Here is a 19,491-nt window from a genome sequence, read left to right as displayed (position 1 = left end):
GCCGCCACTACCGGGTAATCACGCGCCTCCGCCGCCGCTCCAGCACCACGGCCACCACCAGCACGGTCAGGGCCAGCCCGAACCACTGCACGGCGTAGCCCAGGTGGCGCTGAGGCGGCAGCGTGTTCGGCAGCAGGTCCAGATCGCGCTCGTCGCCAAAGGGCAGCGCCGGGTCCAGCCTCAGCACGCGGTCGGGTAGCGCCTGCAGCCCCAGCGCGCGCGCCAGCCCGTCGTCCGGCAACCGGCTGGCCAGCCAGCGCCCGGCCTCACCGGTAGCAGAGAACGCCGGGCCCAGTAGCAGTCCCGCCGATGGTGGCGGCGCGAGCAGCCCGCGCACGGCCACCGGCGAAGGCGGCGACGGCACCTCCGGAAGCGTGCGATCCGGCGGCAGCGCACGCCAACCGAGGTCGACCAGCAGCACGCTGCCGTCGTCACTGCGGAAGGGGCGATAGATCTTCACGCCAGCGCGGCCATGCCGGATCTGGTTGTCCAGCAGTACCACGCCGGGCAGGAAGCGACCGTGGTCGGCCACGCCGTGCAACGCGCCGGGCGCCGCCAGGGCCTGCGACAGCGGCAACGCCTGTGCCACGGCTGGACCCTGTGCATCCAACATTGCCTGTTTGGCATGCATGCGCTGCAGCTGCCACAGCCCCAATGCGGTGAATCCGGCCATCGCCAGCACGGCCAGCAACCATCCGAACACGCGCGTGTGCTGGCGCATCATGACAAGTCCGCGCAAACGCGGTCAGATAGGCACATCCACCCTGCCCTCGAGCCGCGCATGAGTGATTCGCTGAAGACCCTGCTGGTAATCGCGTTTCTGATCGTCATCGTCTGGAATCTGGGCGCCGGCCTGTACTACCTGCTGGTCGACCGCGGCCAGACCAAGCGCACGGTCAATGCACTGACGCGCCGCATCGCGGTGTCGGTAGCGTTGATCCTGCTGGTGATCGTGAGCATCTACATGGGCTGGATCAAACCACACGGCATCGGCGGCTGAGACCACCGATGCGCGCCTGATCAAAGCACGTAGACGAACAGGAACAGCATCAGCCACACCACGTCGACGAAGTGCCAGTACCACGCGGCGGCTTCGAAACCGAAATGGTTGTCGCGGGTGAAGTGTCCCTTGGCCGAACGCAGCCACATCACGATCAGCATGATCGTGCCCAGCAGCACGTGCGCGCCGTGGAAGCCGGTCAGCATGAAGAACGTCGACCCGTAGATGCCGGAGCCGAGCGTCAGGTTCAGTTCCTTGTAGGCATGGATGTACTCCTCTGCCTGCAGGGTCAGGAAGCCCAGGCCGAGCACCACGGTCAGGCCCAGCCAGATCAGCAGCTGGCGGCGGTTGCCGGCCTTCAGTGCGTGGTGGGCGATGGTCAGGGTCACGCCGGAGGTCAACAGGATCAGCGTATTGATCAGTGGCAGGCCCCAGGCCGGGATGGTCTGGAACGCGCCACCGATCGCCGCCGGGCCATTGGTCGGCCATCCGGCGGAATAGCCCTGCCAGAGCAGCTCGTTGGTCATGACCCCACGGCCTTCGCCACTGAGCCACGACAGGCCCAGGTTGCGGGTGTAGAACAGCGCGCCGAAGAACGCGCCGAAGAACATCACCTCGGAGAAGATGAACCAGATCATCCCCATCCGGAATGATCCGTCGACCTGGTGGTTGTAGTTGCCGGCCTGCGATTCGCGCACCACGTCGCTGAACCACCAGAACAGGGTCAGCACCAGCATCGCGATGCCGATGTAGAACGTCCAGCGTCCCCAGCTGGCATCGTTGAGCCAGCTGGCCACGCCCACCATGGTCACCATCATGGCGATGGAACCCACGAACGGCCATTTGCTCTGGGCCGGGACGAAGTACACGTTGGCGTCGGTCGGTGTCTGGGCCATGTCGGTATCCGGGTCAGGGTGCGGCGTGCGCGCCGTCCGAGGTGGCGGCCGGAGCCAGCCGATCGGACAGCGCGTCGTTGCGGTAGAAGGTGTAGGACAAGGTGATCGTCCTGATCTCCGGCGGCAGGTCCGGATCGACGATGAAGCGCACCGGCATGTCGCGCTTCTCGCCGGCCTGCAGCGTCTGCGCGGTGAAACAGAAGCACTCGGTCTTGCTGAAGAAGCCCGACGCACGCGCCGGTGCCACCGAAGGCACCGCGCTGCCGACCACGGCAGCTGCGCTGTCGTTGCGGGCGAAGTACAGCGCCTCGTTGAGCTCGCCGGGCACCACGTCCATGGTCAGCTGCTCAGGATGGAACGACCACGGCAGTCGCGAATTGACGCCGCCATCGAACTCCACCCGCACGGTGCGCTTGCCGGCCGCGGCACCTGCGCTGGCTTCGCCACCGGGACCGCGTTCCAGGCGCACGCCGAACACTTTCTCGCAGGCAATGCGGTACAGCGGCACCAGCGAGAACGTCAGCAGGAACACCGCCACCGCCACGCCGATCAGGCGCGGCAGCCCGGCACTGCGTGACGGTGTGCTGGCCGGTGCCTCGCTCATCGGCCGATCACCCCGCTGAGGATGAAGCCGACGTAGACCAGCACAGCGATGGCGCCGACCCACACCGCCGTGCGCTTCGCACGCTGGCGCTGCTGCTCGATGCTTCCGCCCTGGTAGAGCCGACCGCTGGTCGGCTGCTTCTCATCCGCCGAGCATGGCTCGGCTCTACAGGTCTGCAGCGGGCTCTCGTTATGCATGCCCCACCTCAATGCGTGATGTCGTCATGCGCCAGATCCCCCGGGCGGATGGTCGGCGGGGTGGTGAAGGTGTGCGCCGGTGCCGGCGACGGCAGCGTCCATTCCAGGCCGCGTGCACCCTCCCAGGAACGCGCTTCGGCCTTCTCGCCGTTGCGCAGCGAGGACAGCAGGATCGCGGCCATCATGAACGGGGTGACGAACATGCCGAACGCACCGATCGAGCTGATCAGGTTCCAGTCGGCAAACGCCACGCTGTAATCGGGAATGCGGCGCGGCATGCCGGCCAGGCCGAGGAAGTGCTGCGGGAAGAACAGCAGGTTGACGAACACGATCGACCACCAGAAGTGCACCTTGGCCCACTTCTCGCTGTACATGCGCCCGGTCCACTTCGGCCACCAGTAGTACACCGCGGCGATCAGCGCGAACACCGCACCGGTCACCAGCACGTAGTGGAAGTGCGCGACCACGAAGTAGGTGTCGTGGTACTGGAAGTCGGCGGCCACGATGGCCAGCATCAGGCCGGAGAAGCCACCGATGGTGAACAGGATGACGAAGGCCACCGACCACAGCATCGGTGCCTCGAACGTCAGCGAGCCACGCCACATGGTGCTGACCCAGTTGAACACCTTCACGCCGGTCGGGATCGAGATCAGCATGGTGGCGAACATGAAATAGATCTCGCCGCCCAGCGGCATGCCCACGGTGAACATGTGGTGGGCCCAGACGATGAACGACAGGAACGCGATCGCCGCGGTGGCGTACACCATCGCCTGGTAGCCGAACAGCGGCTTGCGGCTGAAGGTCGGGATGATCTCGCTGACCACGCCGAAGGCGGGCAGGATCATGATGTAGACCTCCGGGTGCCCGAAGAACCAGAAGATGTGCTGGTACATCACCGGGTCACCGCCACCGGCGGCGTTGAAGAAGCTGGTGCCGAAGAACTTGTCGGTCAGCAGCATGGTCACCGCACCGGCCAGCACCGGCATCACCGCGATCAGCAGGAACGCGGTGATCAGCCAGGCCCAGCAGAAGATCGGCATTTTCAGCAGGTCGATGCCCGGCGCACGCATGTTCAGCACGGTGGCGATGATGTTGATCGCACCCATGATCGAACTGATGCCGGCCACGTGGATCGCGAACACGCTGAAGGCCACGTTGTAGCCGCCCTGCAGCGACAGCGGCGGATACAGCGTCCAGCCACCAGCCGGCGCACCACCGGGCAGGAACAGGGTCAGCAGCAGCAGGCTGAAGGCCACCGGCAGCAACCAGAACGACCAGTTGTTCATGCGCGGCAGCGCCATGTCCGGCGCGCCGATCTGCAGCGGGATCATCCAGTTGGCGAGGCCGACGAAGGCCGGCATCACGCCACCGAAGATCATCACCAGCGCATGCACGGTGGTCATCTGGTTGAAGAACTCGGGCTTGACGAACTGCAGGCCGGGCTGTGCCAGCTCGGCGCGGATCACCACGCTCATCGCCGCACCGATGATGAACATGATGAAGCTGAAACCCAGGTACAGCGTGCCGATGTCCTTGTGGTTGGTCGAGAAGAACCAACGCTCGAAGAAACTCTGCTGGTGATGGTGATCGTCGTGCCCAACTGCCGAGTGCGCCATTGCAAAACACCTCTCAGAATCGGTTGTCACCACGGCCGCGGGCGGCCGCGGGCTTTACATCACGCGCCGCTGGCTGCAGTGGCAGGTGCGCTGGCCGCTTCTGCAGCAGCAGGCGCAGCCGGCGCCTCGCCCGCCGGTGCAGCCGGTTCGGCAGGTGCCGCAGGCGTGGCCGGCGCGGCAGCCGGCGCCGGCTTGCGCTGCGCCAGCCACTGTTTGAATTCCTCCTTGGACACCGCCTCGACCACGATCGGCATGAAGCCGTGGTCCTTTCCGCACAGCTCGGCGCACTGGCCGCGGTACACGCCAGGCTGCTCGATGCTGGTCCAGGCTTCGTTGATGAAGCCGGGAATGGCATCCTGCTTCCAGCCCAGCGCCGGCACCCACCAGGCGTGGATCACGTCGTCGGAGGTGATGACGAAGCGCACCTTGGTGTCGACCGGCAGCACCAGCCGGTTGTCGACATCCAGCAGGTAGTGCGGATGGCTTTCACGGGTCGGCACGATGCCACTTTGCCGCACGCGGTCGGACTCGCGGTCCAGTCGGCTGGTGAAGGTGACGTTCTCGCCGAGGTATTCGTACTTCCACATCCACTGGTAGCCGGTGACCTTGACCGTCATCTCGGCATCGCGGGTGTCGTACATCTTGATCAGGTTGGCCGTGGCCGGCCACGCCATCACGATCAGGATGATCACCGGGATCACCGTCCAGATGATCTCGGCCTTGGTGTTGTGGCTGAAGGTGGCGGCGACTGCCCCCTTGGATTTGCGGAACTTGAAGATGGCGTAGGCCATCGCGCCGAACACGATGACGCCGATCACCGTGCAGATGATCAACGAGAGATTGTTCGATTCCCAGGCCAGGCGCGAGGTCTGGGTCACCCCCTTGCCCATGTTCAGCTGCCACGGCTTGGGATCGGCCGCCTGGGCCCAGGCCAACGCCGGCATCAGTCCCCCGGCCACCATGGCGGTGACCACTGCAACGCACTTCGTGCCCCACCTGCTGCTTTGCTTCATTGCCTAGACCCTTAGCGTCGTCGGTTGCCGCCATCGCTGGCGGCGAGCAAGCTTTCAAGTGTCTCTGCGAGCGTCTGACGTTCGGCCGGCGCGAGGAAACTCCCCACCTCCACCTGCCGGCCGCTGGATGCCAGCCGGACCCTCTCATCGTCGGTGAGCAGGCGCACCCAGTGGGGGTGGGCCCGGAACACCGGCGATCCACCGGGTACGGGGATGACCTCCACGTACGCCGGCACTACCCGGATCTCCTCCTGCCGTTCACCGCTGCGCCACAAGGCACGCAGTGCCGCCGCCAGCACCAGGCTGTACAGCAGCGCGAACAGGGGGGCGAATGCATTGCCGGCCAACCACCCGAGGGCGGACACCAGCCACATCGCACCCGACAACACGGTGAACAACAGGACGAACTGCCGGGCATCGAGCGCCCGTGGGGGACGCAGCCGCAGCTGCGTACCTGACCCATCCGGAGCTGGAAGCACCTCGATCATGTCGCAACCGCGTTCCTGCCGCGGGAAACGTCTCGATGGTAGCCCCGCCCTCTCGCCGGTAGCAAGGGTGCATTCACACTTTTTCCCATGCTGCAACACAGCATGGGGTCGGCGGCGCGAATGCCGAATTCAGCACAAATATTGCCGGGCTTGCTGAACACGCTGAATACACCACCGTTAGGGGCTATCAGCCCTTCACGAAGGTGGCTGTGGGGCACTTCCGCAACCCGCAAAAATGATTAAAATCGCCAAGTTTTCCATTGGCCGGACCGGCATGAACGCACCTTCCTCCTCCCCTGCCGCCAGCGACGCCCAGCGTCCCGGCGTGCTGCTGTCGCCGGAACTGCCGGCGCCCCCCAACCCGTTCCGCCAGGCCATCACCGATGCCTGGTTGAAGGACGAGGCCAGCCACGTCCGCGAGCTGCTGGCGCAGGCCCGGCTGCCGGCCGACGAGCAGGCCAGGGTGCAGGCGCTGGCCGCCGACCTGGTCGGCCGCGTGCGCGTGCGTGCCAAGGACCAGGGCGCGATCGAAGCCTTCATGCGCCAGTACGACCTGGGCAGCGAAGAAGGCGTGCTGCTGATGTGCGTGGCCGAAGCGCTGCTGCGCATTCCGGACCAGGACACCGCCGACAAGCTGATCCGCGACAAGCTGGCCGATGCCGACTGGGAAAAGCACCTGGGCGGCAGCGACTCGGTGCTGGTCAACGCCTCCACCTGGGGCCTGATGCTGACCGGCAAGCTGGTACAGATGAATGACGCCACCCGCGCCGATGCGCCCAGCGCGTTCAAGCGCCTGGTCGGCCGCGTCGGTGAGCCGGTGGTGCGCCTGGCCGTGCGCCAGGCGATGAAGATCATGGGCCACCAGTTCGTCATGGGCCGCACCATCAGCGAGGCGCTGTCGCGCTCGCACAAGGGCGACAACGCGAACTACCGCTACTCCTTCGACATGCTGGGCGAAGGCGCGCTGACCATGAAGGACGCGCTGCGCTACCTGGAAGACTACCGTCGCGCGATCCACGCCATTGGCGGTGATCACAAGGCCCGCGGCGGCCGCCCGGATGGCGACGTCAACAACGCACCGGGCATCTCGATCAAGCTGTCGGCGCTGTACCCGCGCTACGAGCACGCCAAGCGCGAGCGCGTGCTGAAGGACCTGGTGCCGGGCGTGCTGGAGCTGGCGCAGCTGGCCAAGAGCTACGGCATCGGCTGCACCGTCGACGCCGAAGAGTCCGACCGCCTGGAACTGTCGCTGGACATCATCGAGCAGGTGTTCTCCGACGCCTCGCTGGCCGGCTGGGACGGCTTCGGCGTGGTCGTGCAGGCCTACCAGAAGCGCACGCCGTACACGATCGACCACCTGGCCGACATGGCGCGCCGCGCCGGTCGCCGCCTGCAGGTGCGCCTGGTCAAGGGCGCCTATTGGGATGCCGAGATCAAGCGCGCGCAGATCGAAGGCTATCCGGGCTACCCGGTGTTCACCCGCAAGCAGAACACCGACGTGTCCTACCTGGCATGCGCCAAGCGCCTGTTCACCCATGTCGACGCGATCTACCCGATGTTCGCCACGCACAACGCGCACACCATCGCTGCGGTGCGCAGCATCGCCAACGGTGGCGTGTACGAGCACCAGAAGCTGCACGGCATGGGCGATGACCTGTACGCCGAAGTGGTGCCGGCCGATCGCCTGGGCCTGCCCTGCCGCGTGTACGCCCCGGTCGGTTCGCATGAAGACCTGCTGCCGTACCTGGTGCGCCGCCTGCTGGAAAACGGCGCCAACTCCAGCTTCGTCAACCGCATCACCGATGAGCGCGTGCCGATCGCCGACCTGATCCGCGATCCGGTCGAGATGGTCGCCTCGTTCGCTTCGATTCCGCATCCCAAGATCCCGCTGCCGGTAGACCTGCTGCGCAGCCAGAACCACGACAGGAAGAACTCCATGGGCGCCAACCTCGCCAACGACAACGAACTGCGCGCCCTCGCCGAGCAGCTCAACGCGGCCGTGAAGCCGTGGCAGGCCGCCCCGCTGGTGCCGGGTGCGAACCCGGCCGGCGCCTCGCTGCCGGTGACCAACCCGGCCGACACCCGCGAAGTGGTCGGCCAGTGGCTGGCCGCCGATGCCGCCACCGTGCAAAAGGCGCTGGCGAATGCCGTAGCCGCGCAGCCGGCCTGGAACCGCACCCCGGCCGCCAGCCGCGCCGCCATCCTCGAGCACGCCGCCGACCAGCTGGAAGCGCGCATGCCGGAGTTCATGGCGCTGTGCGTGAAGGAAGCCGGCAAGAGCCTGCCCGACAGCATCGCCGAAGTGCGCGAAGCCGTGGACTTCCTGCGCTACTACGCCAAGCAGGCGCGCGAGCAGTTCAGCCACGCCGAGAAGCTGCCCAGCCCGACCGGTGAGTCCAACGAGCTGCAGCTGCACGGCCGCGGCGTGTTCGTCTGCATCAGCCCGTGGAACTTCCCGCTGGCGATCTTCCTGGGCCAGGTCGCCGCTGCACTGGCCGCCGGCAACAGCGTCATCGCCAAGCCGGCCGAACAGACCAACCTGATCGGCTACTACGCGGTGAAGCTGCTGCACGAAGCTGGCGTGCCGGCCGAGGTGGTGCAGTACCTGCCGGGCGACGGCGCCACCGTCGGTGCCGCACTGACCGCCGACCCGCGCGTGGCCGGCGTGGCCTTCACCGGCTCCACCGACACCGCACGTGCGATCAACCGCGCCATGGCCGCGCGTGACGCCGCCATCGGTGTGCTGATCGCCGAGACCGGCGGCCAGAATGCCTTCATCGCCGACTCCTCGGCGCTGCCGGAACAGCTGGTCAAGGACGCGATCGGTTCGGCCTTCACCTCCGCCGGCCAGCGTTGCTCGGCCGCGCGCGTGCTGTTCGTGCAGGACGACATCGCCGACAAGGTGATGACCATGCTGGCCGGCGCGATGAAGGAACTGAAGGTCGGCAACCCGGGCCTGCTGTCCACCGACGTCGGCCCGGTGATCGACGCCGACGCGCTGAAGATCCTGCAGGACCACGCCGAGCGCATGGACCGCGAAGCGCGCCTCATCGCGGCCGCCGAGCTGTCCGCCGAAGCGGCCAATGGCACCTTCTTCGCACCGCGCGCGTATGAACTGAAGGACCTGGGCCAGCTGCACAAGGAAATCTTCGGGCCGGTCCTGCACGTGATCCGCTGGAAGGGCGACCAGCTCGACGCGGTGATCGACCAGATCAATGCCACCGGCTACGGCCTGACCCTGGGCGTGCATTCGCGCATCGACGAGACCGTTGATCGCATCAGCAACGGCGTCCACGTCGGCAACGTCTACGTCAACCGCAACCAGATCGGCGCGGTGGTCGGCGTGCAGCCGTTCGGCGGCCAGGGCCTGTCCGGCACCGGCCCGAAGGCCGGCGGCCCGCACTACCTGCTGCGCTTCGCTACCGAAAAGACGGTGACGGTGAACACCACCGCCGCCGGCGGCAACGCCTCGCTGCTGACCCTGGGCGACTGATCGCCTGCTTGATGCAGTAAACAAAAAACCCCGCGAGCGCGGGGTTTTTTGTGCTTTGCTTCCTGTAGAGGCGGGCCCACGCTCGGCTTTCCTGGCTGTAGAGCCGAGCCCATGCTCGGCTTTTCTGGCGCAGCCGAGCGTGGGCTCGGCTCTACAGAGGCAAGGCGACACTGAACCGATTGTCCGCCCGCTTCGCCAGCTCGCCCTGCACGCGTGCGATGCGCGTCTCCAGATCGCCTTCCAGCAGCACATGCGCGACACCCTCTGCCTGCAGCTGCTCCAGGTACCACGCATGCTGCTGCGCCCGGAAAGCTTCGCCCACGCGCGTGCCATCCTGGTCAAACGGAATATCCGGCGCGCACAGGAACAGCAGGTCGTAGCGTCGTCGTGCCGCTTGCCGCAGCGGCTGCGGCGCCGTGCCAAACATCCAGCCGCTGTAGCCCAGCGTCACCAGCGGCGTGGTATCGCAGAACAGCCAGCGATGCGCACGCCGCACAGCTTCGTCTTCGTGCTGTGGCTGTGTCATTGCGATGCGCAGCAGATCGCCCGGCGTCAGCTCTCCGCCTCGCTGCTCCCACACCGTGCGGCCATACTCCGGCACCCAGACAGTCTGCAGACGCTCGGCCAGCACGCGGGCCAGCGTGGTCTTGCCGCTGGACTCGCCACCGATGAAGGCCACGCGCTGTACATGGTCGGCATACACCTGCGGTGCGAGCCCATGGCGATGCGCATGCGGATCGCTGCGCAGCTCGGTGCCGCAGGCCTGCCCGACGTCCAATGCGCGTTCGAGCCGCTCATGGCGTACCGGCGCACCGAAGTGCGTGGCCAGCGCCTGCGCGAAGCCGTCACCGTAGTCCTCACCGGTGTACACCGCCTGCACCGGCCCACCGAACAGGTTCAGGCACAGCCAGGCGGTAAAGTCACGTTGCACCTGTTCGTCATCACTGTCCTGCGGCAGCGCTCGCACCGGCAAGCCATGCTGCGTGCACAATGCGGCCAGTCGCGCGTCGTCAAGCACCGCTACCGTGGCCTGCGGGAAACGCGCACGCAGCCAGCGCTCGCGGCGCGCAGCGCTGTAGCCGGCAAAGCCCGGCTGCGACCAGCCGATCACCAGCAGCTGCTGGCAGCGCGTGGCGGCGAAGTCGATCAGTCGTTCATGGCCGCGATGCAGCGGGCAGAACTTGCCCACCACCAGGCCGCGTGCAACGCGCTCAGGCAGCGGCATCGGCCGCCCTGGCCTCGTCCCGCATCAGGTGCCGCCAATGGCGCAAGGCGACCAGCGCGTTGATCCAGAAGCCCACATACAGGATCGAGGTCAGGTGCAGGCCACGGCTGTAGTAGAGCGGCACCGCAACGGTGTTCACCAGCAGCCATACCCACCACGATTCCAGCTTGCGTCGCATCATCAGGATCTGCGCGATCACACTCAACACCAGCACCGCCGAATCGATGTACGGCGCATAGGCATTGGTCAGGCGGGTCAGCATCCAGCCGTAGCCGAACGTGGCCACTACCGCCAGCGGCGCCAGCCAGGCCCAGGCGCGCGGCCGCAATGAAGTGATCGGCAACGGCGCGCCATGGTCACCACGCAGCCACTGCCACCAGCCCAGCACGCTGATGGCGATGAAGAAGAACTGCAGCACCATGTCCGCATACAGATGCGATCGTTCGAACACGGCAGCAAACAAGGCGCAGCCGACGATGCCCAGCCACCAGGTGTGCACGTTGTTGCGGCCGGCCAGCAGGATCGAGCCGGCGACGGCAATGTTGGCAGCCAGCTCCAGCTGGAAGTTCGGATCGGACAGGTTCATGTCGCTATTGTCGTGGATCCGTGCGCTGCGTGGACGCCCCGGCCCGTCCCTACAAAAAGAAAGGCCCCGCTTGCGCGGGGCCTCCTTCGTACTGCTCCAGGCAATCGCCCGAATCAGAACTTGTACTGCATCGACGCCGCCAGCACGTCGCCGCTGACCTTGTACTTGCCGGTCACGGTGTTGCCGGTGGCCGAGGTCGAGGTGATGTTCGGATCCTTGGTGAACAGGTGGGTGTAGCCCACGCTGTATTCCATCTTGTCCGAAGCGGCGTAGGTCATGCCCAGCGACAGCCACTTGCGGGTGGTGTCCGGCACGCGCACGTCGCGGTGGGCATCGGTGGTCGGGGTCTGGTCATAGGCCAGGCCGCCGCGCAGGGTCAGCTTGTCGTTCACGCGGAAATCGGTACCGATCGACGCGAAGGTGGTGTCACGGTAGTGGAACGGCAGCACGCTGTCCGGCTGGTTGGAGTCGTAATCGACGACGACCTGGTCGAACTTGCTCCACGCAGTGCGCGTGACTTCAGCCATGATCTGCCACTGGTCGTTCACACGGTGGGTGAAGCCCACGGTGGCGCTGGCCGGCAGGGTGATGGTCGCGCGACCGTTGCTGTCGATGAAGGTACCCGGGGCAGCAGTGGCCAGGAAGGCCGCCGCATTCTGCGGGATGGTGAAATCGGCCTTGCCGTCGGTGATCTTGTGCTCGACCTTCGAGCGGTAGCTGAACGCGATGTTGGTGCCTTCCACCGGGGTGACCGTCATGCCCAGGGTGTAGCCGACCGACACTTCATCGCCCTTGATGCGCAGGTAGCCATCGGCGGTGCCCGGCGAGAAGCCGAGCTGGGCGGCCTGGCGTGCAGCGGCCTGCGAGGCCGCCGCAGCCTGGGCTGCGGTGCCGCCGGCAGCCAACACACGCGCCGCAGCGGTGCGCTGGGCAGTGGCGTTGATCGCGGTGCCGGTGTCGACAGCACTGGTCAGGTCGACGTTCAGGCGCTCGGCGAACACCGACGCACCGAACGACAGGTACGGGTTGACGTCATAGGAGAACGCCACGCCCAGGTCGATGGCCTGCAGCTCGGTCTTGACGCCGTTGTAGCGGCCGACCCAGTCGCGGTCGTATTCGGTCTTGAAGCCGAACGGCACGGTCAGCGAAGCACCGAAGTGCATGTTGTCGTTCTCGCCGAACGGCACGTGGAAGTACGCGGCCGGAACCGGGGCGATCATGCCGGCGTCGCCGCCGTTGCCACCGGAAATCGGCGCGCCGTTGGCGTACTTGCCCTGGCCGCGGAACTTGGCGCCGAAGCTGATGGCGCTGACGTCGCCCTGGACCAGGGTGCCGTCGAGCAGGCGCATGGACGCCGGGTTGGTAGCGATGACCGAGGCGTCACCTTCGGTCGAGGTGGAGCCGGCGAACGCGCGGCCCAGGCCCTTGGCGCTGTTTTCCTTCAGCTGGAAGGCGGCAGCATTGGCATCGGCGGCGGCCAGCGCACCGGCAACGCCGACGGCCAGCAGGGTCAGTCGGGCAATGGTGGAAGCGGTTTGCATCGTAGTTCTCTCTCCGGTAAGCGGTGATGGTGCTCTGAGTGCGCCTGCGCCCGCCGGGTCCTGGGACCCATCGGAGCGCGCCGGATTCCCCTCCCGACATACGACGCCGTATGCGAGTATTACCCAGAGCTGTTAATGAAACAATAACAGCGCAGGCGGTTTTTTCGTCTCAAAAGCTGAACAGGACCGTCCCCACCGAACGTGGCCGCACGCTAGGCTATTGGCATGTTCGTCTCCCTCCCGTCGCGCAAGAAGGCGGCCCTGCGTTGGGCCACGCCCGTGCTGTTCGCGTCATTGTGGCTGGCATTTCTGTGGTCGATCTCGCGCCCGGACGATGCCCGCGGCAGTCTCTGGCTGGACTGGGGCGCCCTGTCCACCGGCCTGACCCGTCCGCTGGACTGGTGGGCGACCCTGCAGGACGGCAGCGTGCTGCGCCTGTTCACTGCGCTGTTCCTGCACGCCGACTGGTCGCACCTGCTGGGCAACCTGGTGTTCCTGCTGATCTTCGGCCTCCCCGCCGAGCGGGTGCTGGGACCCTGGCGGTTGCTGCTGCTGTTCCTTGTGGGCGGCGCGGTGTCCAACCTGGTGGCGATCTACACCATGGGCAGCCCGGACCAGATCATCATCGGCGCCAGCGGCGCGGTGTCGGCGCTGATCGGCGCCTATCTGGCCCTGTTCCCCGGTGCCCGGCTGGGCGTGGTGATCCCGCTGGGCCTGTTCCTGGAGTTCGTGCGCGCCCCGGCCTACCTGCTGATCGGCGTCTGGGCCGCGCTGCAGGTGGTGTTCGCCCATATCGGCCCCAGCTTCGGCATGGTGGCCTGGTGGGCGCACATCGGCGGCTTCGTGTTCGGCGTGGTGTATGGCGTGTACGTGCGCGCCGCGATCGCGCGCCGCCTGCGCAAGCGGCACGGATTCTGACCCCTGGTAGTGCCGGCCGCTGGCCGGCTCCACGCTCACCCGCTCGTTCGTAGATCAGTCGAGCATGGCTCGACTCTACAAAATCAAGGCTTGGCCGGGACGGGTTCGGGCTTTGCTTCCGGCTTTGCTTCCGGCTTTGCTTCCGGCTTTGCTTCCGGCTTCGCCGCAGCGGCCTTCGCGGCCTTGGCCGCATCCGCCTTGGCGGCCTCGGCCTTCAACCGTGCGGCCACCGAGCCTGGGTTCTTCAGCTCGGCCAGCGCGTCGTTGATCGGGCCATCGCCCGGCAGCACCGCACCGGCGTGGTAGCCCTCGGTGCCTTCGTCATCGCCGCGCAGATGGCCCGGCAGGGTGGCTTCGCTGTAGTCGCTCAGGCTGGCCGGCAGTGCATCCTCGGCCGGCGTGGCGGCCGGTTTCAGCTCGACGTCCGGCACGATGCCGGTGGCCTGGATCGATTTGCCGCTGGGCGTGTAATAGCGCGCGGTGGTCAGCTTCACCGAATCGCCATTGTCCAGCGGCAGCACCGTCTGCACCGAGCCCTTGCCGAAGGTGCGGCTGCCGACCACGCGCGCGCGCTTGTTGTCGCGCAGCGCGCCGGCCAGGACTTCCGATGCACTGGCCGAACCGGCATCGGCCAGCACGACCACCGGTGCGCCCTTCAGCAGGTCGCCCGTGGTCGCGTCGAATCGTGCATCGCTGATGCTGATGCGGCCACGGGTGCTGACGATGTTGCCCTTGTCGAGCAGATCATCGGCCACCTGCACGGCAGCGGTCAGCAGGCCACCCGGGTTGCTGCGCAGGTCCAGCACCAGGCCCTTGAGCTGGCCACCGGACTGCTTCTGCAGCTGCTGCACGTGCTTCTGGAAGTCCGAACCGGTATCGGCCTGGAAGGTGCTCAGGCGGATGTAGCCATAGCCGGGTTCCAGCAGGCGGCTGCGCACGCTGGTCACGCGGATGGTCTGGCGGGTGAGGCTCACGTCGAACGGCTTGGGCTTGCCTTCGCGCACGATGGTCAGCACCACCTTGCTGCCGGCCGGGCCGCGCAGCGGCTCGCTGGCATCGATCGCACTGATCGGCTTGCCGTCGATGGCGATGATCAGGTCACCAGCGAGGATGCCGGCCTTGGCCGCCGGGGTGTCGTCGATCGGCGCGATCACCTTCATGCTGGCGTTGTCCGGCTGCTGCTGCAGCTCCACGCCGATGCCCTCGTAGGCACCATTGGCCTGCTCGTCGAAGGCCTGCGCGTCTTCCTTGTTGAAGTAGGTGCTGTGCGGATCGAGGTCGAGCAGCAGGCCACGCACGGCCGACTGCATCAGCTTCTTGTCATCGACCGGATCGACATAGGCGGCGCGCACCGCGTTGTACACGGCCACGAAACGGCGGATGTCCTCCAGCGGCACCTTCGAGGTCACCGCCTCCTCGCTGTTCGCTGCCTGCCCGCTGGTTTCCTGGCTCGGGGCGGGCGCGGTCTGCTGCGCCCAGGACAGCGCTGGCAACAGGGCCAGCAAGAGGGTGGCGGTACGGGCTGCGCGCATGGATCACTCCTGTCGACGTTGGCATCGTGCCCAAGGCACATGCACCGATTATGCGCGAAGCACAGCTAAATTCCCGTTGAATCCAACCCGCATCCGGCAGGCCTGGATTCAGCGCCGCTGCAGCCAGCTGTCCGGGTTGACCGGCTGCCCGCCACGGCGCAGCTCGAAGTACAGCGCGGTGACGCCCTGGCCACCGGAATTGCCGACCTTGGCCACCGCATCACCGCGGCTGACCCGTGCGCCGGCATCCTTCAGCAGGGTGTCGTTGTGGGCATACAGGCTCATGTAGCCATTGCCGTGGTCGACGATCAGGATCATGCCGTAGCCGGTCATCCAGTCGGAGAACACCACGGTGCCGTCAGCCACGGCCGTGACGGTGCTGCCGGCCGGCGCGCCGATCAGCACGCCGCTGCTGGTACGGCCATCGGGCAGCTTGCCGCCATAGCGGGCCAGCAGGTTGCCGGACAACGGCCAACCCAGGCCGCCGACCTTCGGTGCCGGTGCCGACGCCACCGCAGGTGGAACCTTGGTTGCCGGCGGCGGTGGCCGGCCCTGTGCGGCCGCCTGGCGTGCGGCCCGCTCGGCAGCGGCCTTTTCGGCAGCAGCTCGACGTGCCGCCGCGCGACGCTCGGCTTCGGCCCGGGCGGCAGCGGCACGCAGATTGGCCAGCAGCGTTTCCAGCGCCTTGGCATCCTGGCCCAGTGCCTGTTCCTTCTCGCGCCGGTCCTTGAAGCGTTCGTCGAGCGAGGCCACGGTCTGCGCGCGGTCACGGCGGTCGGCCGCCAGCGCCGCTGCCTGCTGCTTCTGGTCCTGCTGCGCCCCCTGCAGCTTCTGCTTGCGCTCGGCGATCTGCGCCTGCAGCGCTTCCAGTTCCTTCAGGTCGGCGGTGAGCGTGGTGATGCGCTGCGCTCGTTCGCGCTGCAGGTAACGATGGTAGGCCAGGGCGCGATTGGCATCGGCCACCGTGTCCTGCGACAGCAGCAGCTTCAGCGGTGCGTGATTGCCAAGCTGATACGCCGCGCGCAGCAGGCCGGCCAGTTCGCGGTGCTGCTGGGCCAGGTTGGTTTGCAGGCTGCTGCGGCGCTGCTCGGCCTGGGCCAGGGCCTGGGCCTGCTCACGCAGCGCCGCTTCGGTCTGCGCAAGCGCGCGGCCGGTGCGTGCCACCTTCTCGTCGGCCTCGCGCAGCTGTTGCGATGCTTGGCCACGCTGCCCTTCGATCTGCCGTCGCTCCTGCGCCACGCCCTTCAGCTCGGTACGCAGCTTCTGCAGCTTGCGCTCGGTCTCGCGGGTGGTCTGCGCAGCACCCGGCAGGGGCAGGGCCAGCGCCACAGCCAGCCCCAGCAGCAGCCAGCGCCCGCCGCGTACGGCGGCGAAGTGATGTCGGCGTGATGGGAAGGCGTTGTCGCGCAAGGGCTTTCCAGTGACTTCAGGCAGTTGCGGGGGGTACCGGGGAATGGTGACATCTCCGCACGCGGCCTGCCAGCCGCACATCCATCGAGGTCCCCATGAAAACTCTATCCATTCCGCTGCTGTTGGGCGTACTGCTGGTCACCGGGCCGGTCTGCGCCCAGGAGAACATCAGCAAGGTCAACGGCAGCATCAGCGCCGAACCCGGCCAACGCTACGGCAAGCTGGACACCGTCAACGGCGGCATCCGTGTCGGCGAAGGCGTCGAGACCGGAAGCATCGACACCGTCAACGGCGGGGTGAAGGTTGCCGACCGCGCACGCACCGGCAAGATCGAAACCGTCAACGGCGGTGTCCGCCTGGGTCGCGAAGTGATCGCCAGCGGCGGCGTCAGCACCGTCAACGGCAGCATCTTCACTGATCGCGGCAGCCAGATCGAAGGCGGCGTCGAGACCGTGAACGGCGGCATCGGCCTGGTCGAGAGCCGCGTCGGCAAAGACGTCGAGACCGTCAACGGTGACATCACCGTCGGCATCGGTTCGCAGGTCAACGGCGGCGTGCATGTGCGCAAGCCGAACTTCAGTGTCTCGCTCACCGCCAGCCGCAAGCCGCGCGTGATCATCGGCCCCAACGCGGTCGTCAGTGGGCCGCTGCAGTTCGAGCGCGAGGTGGTGCTGTACGTGCATCGCACCGCACGCATCGGCCCGGTCACCGGGGCCGAGCCGATCCCGTTCGATACCGAAACCGCGCCGGCCGACTGAACCCGTCGCACCCGCCGCTTTGGTGATACTCGCGTTTACCGGTCGCGCGTGAGGTGCGACCGCCCTTTGTTCTCCAGGAATCGACGATGCCCCGCAAACTCCTCCTGTGCCTGGCCGCCGCGGCCGCGCTCAGTGCCTGCAAAGGCGAATCCACGCCGGCTGCCACGCCGCCCACCGATACCGCCGCCGCGAAGCCGGCCGCCCATCAGTTCTCACCGGAGATCAACGCCGGCGACTTCGCCGAGATGGTCAAGACCCTGGCTTCGGATGAGTTCGAAGGCCGCGCCCCGGGCAGCAAGGGCGAAGAACTGACGGTCAACTACATCCGCGACCAGATGCAGCGCATCGGCCTGCAGCCCGGCAACGGCGACAGCTGGTTCCAGGATGTGCCGATGACCGAGACCACGGCCGACGAATCGACCGTGCTGAAGATCACCCAGGGCGGCAAGACCACCGAACTGAAGTTCGGCACCGACATGGTGGTCGGCACCCGTACCGGCCAGGCCGAGGTGAAGGTCGATGCCAGCGACCTGGTGTTCGTCGGCTATGGCGTCGATGCGCCGGAGCAGAAGTGGAATGACTACGCCGGTCAGGACTGGAAGGGCAAGACGGTCGTGATGTTCGTCAACGACCCGGGCTTCCACGTCGACGACGCGAAGCTGTTCGACGGCAAGCGCATGACCTACTACGGCCGCTGGACCTACAAGTTCGAGGAGGCCGCCCGCAAGGGCGCCGCCGCCGCGCTGATCGTGCACGACACCGCCGGCGCGTCCTACGGCTGGGACGTGGTGAAGAATTCCTGGGCTGGCCCGCAGTACGACCTGCCCGCCAAGGATGACCCGGAAGCGCGCATCCCGGTACAGGGCTGGCTGAGCGCCGACGCGGCCAAGGCGCTGTTCGCCGGTGCCGGCCTGGACCTCGCCCAGGCCTACAAGGACGCCAGCAAGCGCGGTTTCAAGCCAGTGCCGCTGAAGGCCACCGCTGCGGTCGACCTGAAGAGCCGGATCGCACAGAAGCAGTCGCGCAACGTGGTCGGCGTGCTGCCGGGCAGCAAGCGCGCTGACGAGGCCGTGCTGTACATGGCGCACTGGGACCACCTGGGCAAGCATGAGGGTGAGACCGGCGACAACATCTACAACGGCGCGGTCGACAACGCCACCGGCGTAGCTGGCATTCTCGAAGTGGCCGAAGCCATGGCCCACCAGGAGCCGAAGCCGGAGCGTTCGGTGGTGTTCCTGGCGGTGACCCTGGAAGAGTCCGGCCTGCTGGGTTCCAAGTACTACGTCGCCCACCCGACCTTCCCGCTGGACAAGATCGCCGGTGTGATCAACATCGATGCGATGTCGGTGGCCGGCCGTGCCAAGGACGTGACCGTCACCGGCTTCGGCAGCTCGGAGCTGGAGGACATCCTCAAGCCGCTGGCCGCCGCCCAGGACCGCACCCTGCACGGTGAGACCTCGGTACAGAGCGGCTTCTACTTCCGCTCCGATCACTTCAACTTCGCAAAGGCGGGTGTGCCGGCCCTGTACGCCGATGGCGGCGAAGACCTGCGCGAGGGTGGCGTGGAAGCGGGCCGCAAGGCGGCGGCGGACTACGGCGCCAACCGTTACCACGGCCCGAAGGACGAGTTCGACGCCGCCACCTGGAAGCTGGACGGCACCGTCGAAGACCTGCAGCTGATGTACGGCGTGGGCAAGGAACTGGCCGGTGGCGATCGTTGGCCGAACTGGTATGCAGGCAATCCGTTCAAGGCAGCCCGCGACGCGATGATGAAGGACAAGGTCCCGGCCAAGTAAAGTCGGGCCATGCTCGACTGAGCACTGTTGAGAGCAGAGCGGCGCCCCACGGGGCGCCGCTTTTCTTTTGCGTACCGTCGGCGGCTCATCCACGGTTGGTGTGGATCTGCCGGTAGTGCCGGCCGCTGGCCGGCAATCGATTGGTAGCGGCCAACCCTGGTTGGCGCCATGCTCCTCGCGGAGCACTTACGCATGGCGTGGATCTACCGGGCAATGCAACGCCATCGGATTGCCGGCCAGCGGCCGGCACTACCGGGGTTTCCTGCGCACAAAGAAAAACCCCGCTGCATGAGCAGCGGGGTTTTGGGTGTAAACCCTGGCGATGACCTACTCTCGCATGGCTTGAGCCACACTACCATCGGCGCAGCTGCGTTTCACTTCCGAGTTCGGGATGGGATCGGGTGGTTCCACAGCGCTA

17 protein-coding genes and 1 rRNA gene are annotated in these 19,491 nt (G+C 66.8%); 5 read left to right on the top strand and 13 right to left on the bottom strand.

Annotated elements, in window-relative coordinates; all coding sequences use genetic code 11:
- Nucleotides 1-7: 7 nt before the first annotated feature.
- Entirely contained in the window at nucleotides 8-724 is a 717-nt protein-coding gene (locus VG561_RS20860) for an SURF1 family protein (protein ID WP_069118093.1), read from the bottom strand.
- A 57-nt stretch (nucleotides 725-781) separates the two neighbouring features.
- Between VG561_RS20860 and VG561_RS20855 the strand changes: the two genes are divergently transcribed.
- Nucleotides 782-1,000 (top strand): twin transmembrane helix small protein, encoded by a 219-nt coding sequence (locus VG561_RS20855; RefSeq protein WP_005412025.1) that lies wholly within the window; start codon nucleotides 782-784, stop codon nucleotides 998-1,000.
- A 20-nt stretch (nucleotides 1,001-1,020) separates the two neighbouring features.
- Here VG561_RS20855 and VG561_RS20850 read toward each other — a convergent pair whose 3' ends face one another.
- Genes VG561_RS20850 through VG561_RS20825 form a run of 6 tightly spaced genes read right to left on the bottom strand, consistent with a single transcriptional unit; the run spans nucleotide 1,021 to nucleotide 5,814 of the window.
- Complete coding sequence (locus tag VG561_RS20850) at nucleotides 1,021-1,896, bottom strand: cytochrome c oxidase subunit 3 (RefSeq protein WP_005407793.1); 876 nt, start codon at nucleotides 1,894-1,896, stop codon at nucleotides 1,021-1,023.
- A gap of 13 nt (nucleotides 1,897-1,909) precedes the next feature.
- Nucleotides 1,910-2,500, bottom strand: coding sequence for a cytochrome c oxidase assembly protein (locus VG561_RS20845; RefSeq protein ID WP_014645692.1), 591 nt, complete (start codon nucleotides 2,498-2,500; stop codon nucleotides 1,910-1,912).
- Nucleotides 2,497-2,697, bottom strand: coding sequence for a hypothetical protein (locus VG561_RS20840; protein ID WP_032957755.1), 201 nt, complete (start codon nucleotides 2,695-2,697; stop codon nucleotides 2,497-2,499). Before VG561_RS20840 ends, VG561_RS20845 begins: the two co-directional genes overlap by 4 nt.
- An 8-nt stretch (nucleotides 2,698-2,705) precedes the next feature.
- Nucleotides 2,706-4,313 (bottom strand): cytochrome c oxidase subunit I, encoded by a 1,608-nt coding sequence (gene ctaD, locus VG561_RS20835; protein ID WP_004153896.1) that lies wholly within the window; start codon nucleotides 4,311-4,313, stop codon nucleotides 2,706-2,708.
- A gap of 59 nt (nucleotides 4,314-4,372) precedes the next feature.
- Entirely contained in the window at nucleotides 4,373-5,326 is a 954-nt protein-coding gene (coxB, locus tag VG561_RS20830; protein ID WP_046428202.1) for a cytochrome c oxidase subunit II, read from the bottom strand.
- Between the two features lie 11 nt (nucleotides 5,327-5,337).
- Nucleotides 5,338-5,814, bottom strand: coding sequence for a DUF2244 domain-containing protein (locus tag VG561_RS20825; protein ID WP_004153894.1), 477 nt, complete (start codon nucleotides 5,812-5,814; stop codon nucleotides 5,338-5,340).
- A 274-nt stretch (nucleotides 5,815-6,088) separates the two neighbouring features.
- On the opposite strand from VG561_RS20825, the gene putA reads away from it, so the two are divergent.
- Nucleotides 6,089-9,307: a bifunctional proline dehydrogenase/L-glutamate gamma-semialdehyde dehydrogenase PutA gene (gene putA / locus VG561_RS20820; protein WP_197606834.1), complete on the top strand. Its 3,219-nt coding sequence runs from the start codon at nucleotides 6,089-6,091 to the stop codon at nucleotides 9,305-9,307.
- Between the two features lie 151 nt (nucleotides 9,308-9,458).
- Here the strand turns inward: putA and VG561_RS20815 are convergent, their stop codons facing one another.
- The 3 genes from VG561_RS20815 to VG561_RS20805 form a co-directional block, all read right to left on the bottom strand.
- Nucleotides 9,459-10,532: an AAA family ATPase gene (locus VG561_RS20815; RefSeq protein WP_197575136.1), complete on the bottom strand. Its 1,074-nt coding sequence runs from the start codon at nucleotides 10,530-10,532 to the stop codon at nucleotides 9,459-9,461.
- Nucleotides 10,519-11,118 carry a nicotinamide riboside transporter PnuC gene (pnuC, locus tag VG561_RS20810; RefSeq protein ID WP_014645686.1) on the bottom strand — a complete coding sequence of 200 codons (600 nt, stop codon included), beginning with the start codon at nucleotides 11,116-11,118 and terminating at the stop codon, nucleotides 10,519-10,521. The genes VG561_RS20815 and pnuC overlap by 14 nt, the downstream gene beginning before the upstream one ends.
- A 113-nt stretch (nucleotides 11,119-11,231) precedes the next feature.
- Nucleotides 11,232-12,659, bottom strand: coding sequence for an outer membrane protein transport protein (locus VG561_RS20805; RefSeq protein ID WP_049419231.1), 1,428 nt, complete (start codon nucleotides 12,657-12,659; stop codon nucleotides 11,232-11,234).
- A gap of 225 nt (nucleotides 12,660-12,884) precedes the next feature.
- Here VG561_RS20805 and VG561_RS20800 point away from each other — a divergent pair, with 225 nt between their 5' ends.
- Nucleotides 12,885-13,577: a rhomboid family intramembrane serine protease gene (locus VG561_RS20800; protein ID WP_005414994.1), complete on the top strand. Its 693-nt coding sequence runs from the start codon at nucleotides 12,885-12,887 to the stop codon at nucleotides 13,575-13,577.
- Between the two features lie 83 nt (nucleotides 13,578-13,660).
- On the opposite strand, the gene VG561_RS20795 is transcribed toward VG561_RS20800, so the two are convergent.
- The gene (locus VG561_RS20795; RefSeq protein WP_423179935.1) at nucleotides 13,661-15,109 is read right to left on the bottom strand and encodes a S41 family peptidase; all 1,449 of its coding nucleotides are present in this window, start codon (nucleotides 15,107-15,109) and stop codon (nucleotides 13,661-13,663) included.
- A gap of 108 nt (nucleotides 15,110-15,217) precedes the next feature.
- The gene (locus VG561_RS20790) at nucleotides 15,218-16,519 is read right to left on the bottom strand and encodes a murein hydrolase activator EnvC family protein (protein ID WP_423179934.1); all 1,302 of its coding nucleotides are present in this window, start codon (nucleotides 16,517-16,519) and stop codon (nucleotides 15,218-15,220) included.
- A 95-nt stretch (nucleotides 16,520-16,614) separates the two neighbouring features.
- Between VG561_RS20790 and VG561_RS20785 the strand changes: the two genes are divergently transcribed.
- Together VG561_RS20785 and VG561_RS20780 are read left to right on the top strand one after the other, a co-directional pair.
- Nucleotides 16,615-17,277: a hypothetical protein gene (locus tag VG561_RS20785; RefSeq protein WP_014645682.1), complete on the top strand. Its 663-nt coding sequence runs from the start codon at nucleotides 16,615-16,617 to the stop codon at nucleotides 17,275-17,277.
- A gap of 86 nt (nucleotides 17,278-17,363) precedes the next feature.
- Nucleotides 17,364-19,073, top strand: a complete 1,710-nt coding sequence (locus tag VG561_RS20780; RefSeq protein ID WP_180835692.1) for a M28 family metallopeptidase — start codon at nucleotides 17,364-17,366, stop codon at nucleotides 19,071-19,073.
- Between the two features lie 314 nt (nucleotides 19,074-19,387).
- Here the strand turns inward: VG561_RS20780 and rrf are convergent.
- Nucleotides 19,388-19,491, bottom strand: a 5S ribosomal RNA gene (rrf, locus tag VG561_RS20775); the annotation flags it as partial.

Origin of the sequence: Stenotrophomonas sp. CASM110 (genome assembly GCF_049384345.1) — a bacterium.
In the GTDB taxonomy this organism is placed as follows: Bacteria; Pseudomonadota; Gammaproteobacteria; order Xanthomonadales; family Xanthomonadaceae; genus Stenotrophomonas; species Stenotrophomonas muris.
This window is presented reverse-complemented; position numbering and strand designations above follow the sequence as displayed.

Bases quoted from the DNA above. Each gene is read 5' to 3' on its own strand.
- VG561_RS20785 (WP_014645682.1), top strand. From the start codon at position 16,615: ATGAAAACTCTATCCATTCCGCTGCTGTTGGGCGTACTGCTGGTCACC.
- putA (WP_197606834.1), top strand. From the start codon at position 6,089: ATGAACGCACCTTCCTCCTCCCCTGCCGCCAGCGACGCCCAGCGTCCC.
- VG561_RS20850 (WP_005407793.1), bottom strand. From the start codon at position 1,896: ATGGCCCAGACACCGACCGACGCCAACGTGTACTTCGTCCCGGCCCAG.
- VG561_RS20845 (WP_014645692.1), bottom strand. From the start codon at position 2,500: ATGAGCGAGGCACCGGCCAGCACACCGTCACGCAGTGCCGGGCTGCCG.
- coxB (WP_046428202.1), bottom strand. From the start codon at position 5,326: ATGAAGCAAAGCAGCAGGTGGGGCACGAAGTGCGTTGCAGTGGTCACC.
- VG561_RS20840 (WP_032957755.1), bottom strand. From the start codon at position 2,697: ATGCATAACGAGAGCCCGCTGCAGACCTGTAGAGCCGAGCCATGCTCG.
- VG561_RS20795 (WP_423179935.1), bottom strand. From the start codon at position 15,109: ATGCGCGCAGCCCGTACCGCCACCCTCTTGCTGGCCCTGTTGCCAGCG.
- VG561_RS20825 (WP_004153894.1), bottom strand. From the start codon at position 5,814: ATGATCGAGGTGCTTCCAGCTCCGGATGGGTCAGGTACGCAGCTGCGG.
- VG561_RS20805 (WP_049419231.1), bottom strand. From the start codon at position 12,659: ATGCAAACCGCTTCCACCATTGCCCGACTGACCCTGCTGGCCGTCGGC.
- VG561_RS20780 (WP_180835692.1), top strand. From the start codon at position 17,364: ATGCCCCGCAAACTCCTCCTGTGCCTGGCCGCCGCGGCCGCGCTCAGT.
- pnuC (WP_014645686.1), bottom strand. From the start codon at position 11,118: ATGAACCTGTCCGATCCGAACTTCCAGCTGGAGCTGGCTGCCAACATT.
- VG561_RS20860 (WP_069118093.1), bottom strand. From the start codon at position 724: ATGATGCGCCAGCACACGCGCGTGTTCGGATGGTTGCTGGCCGTGCTG.
- VG561_RS20815 (WP_197575136.1), bottom strand. From the start codon at position 10,532: ATGCCGCTGCCTGAGCGCGTTGCACGCGGCCTGGTGGTGGGCAAGTTC.
- ctaD (WP_004153896.1), bottom strand. From the start codon at position 4,313: ATGGCGCACTCGGCAGTTGGGCACGACGATCACCATCACCAGCAGAGT.
- VG561_RS20855 (WP_005412025.1), top strand. From the start codon at position 782: ATGAGTGATTCGCTGAAGACCCTGCTGGTAATCGCGTTTCTGATCGTC.
- VG561_RS20800 (WP_005414994.1), top strand. From the start codon at position 12,885: ATGTTCGTCTCCCTCCCGTCGCGCAAGAAGGCGGCCCTGCGTTGGGCC.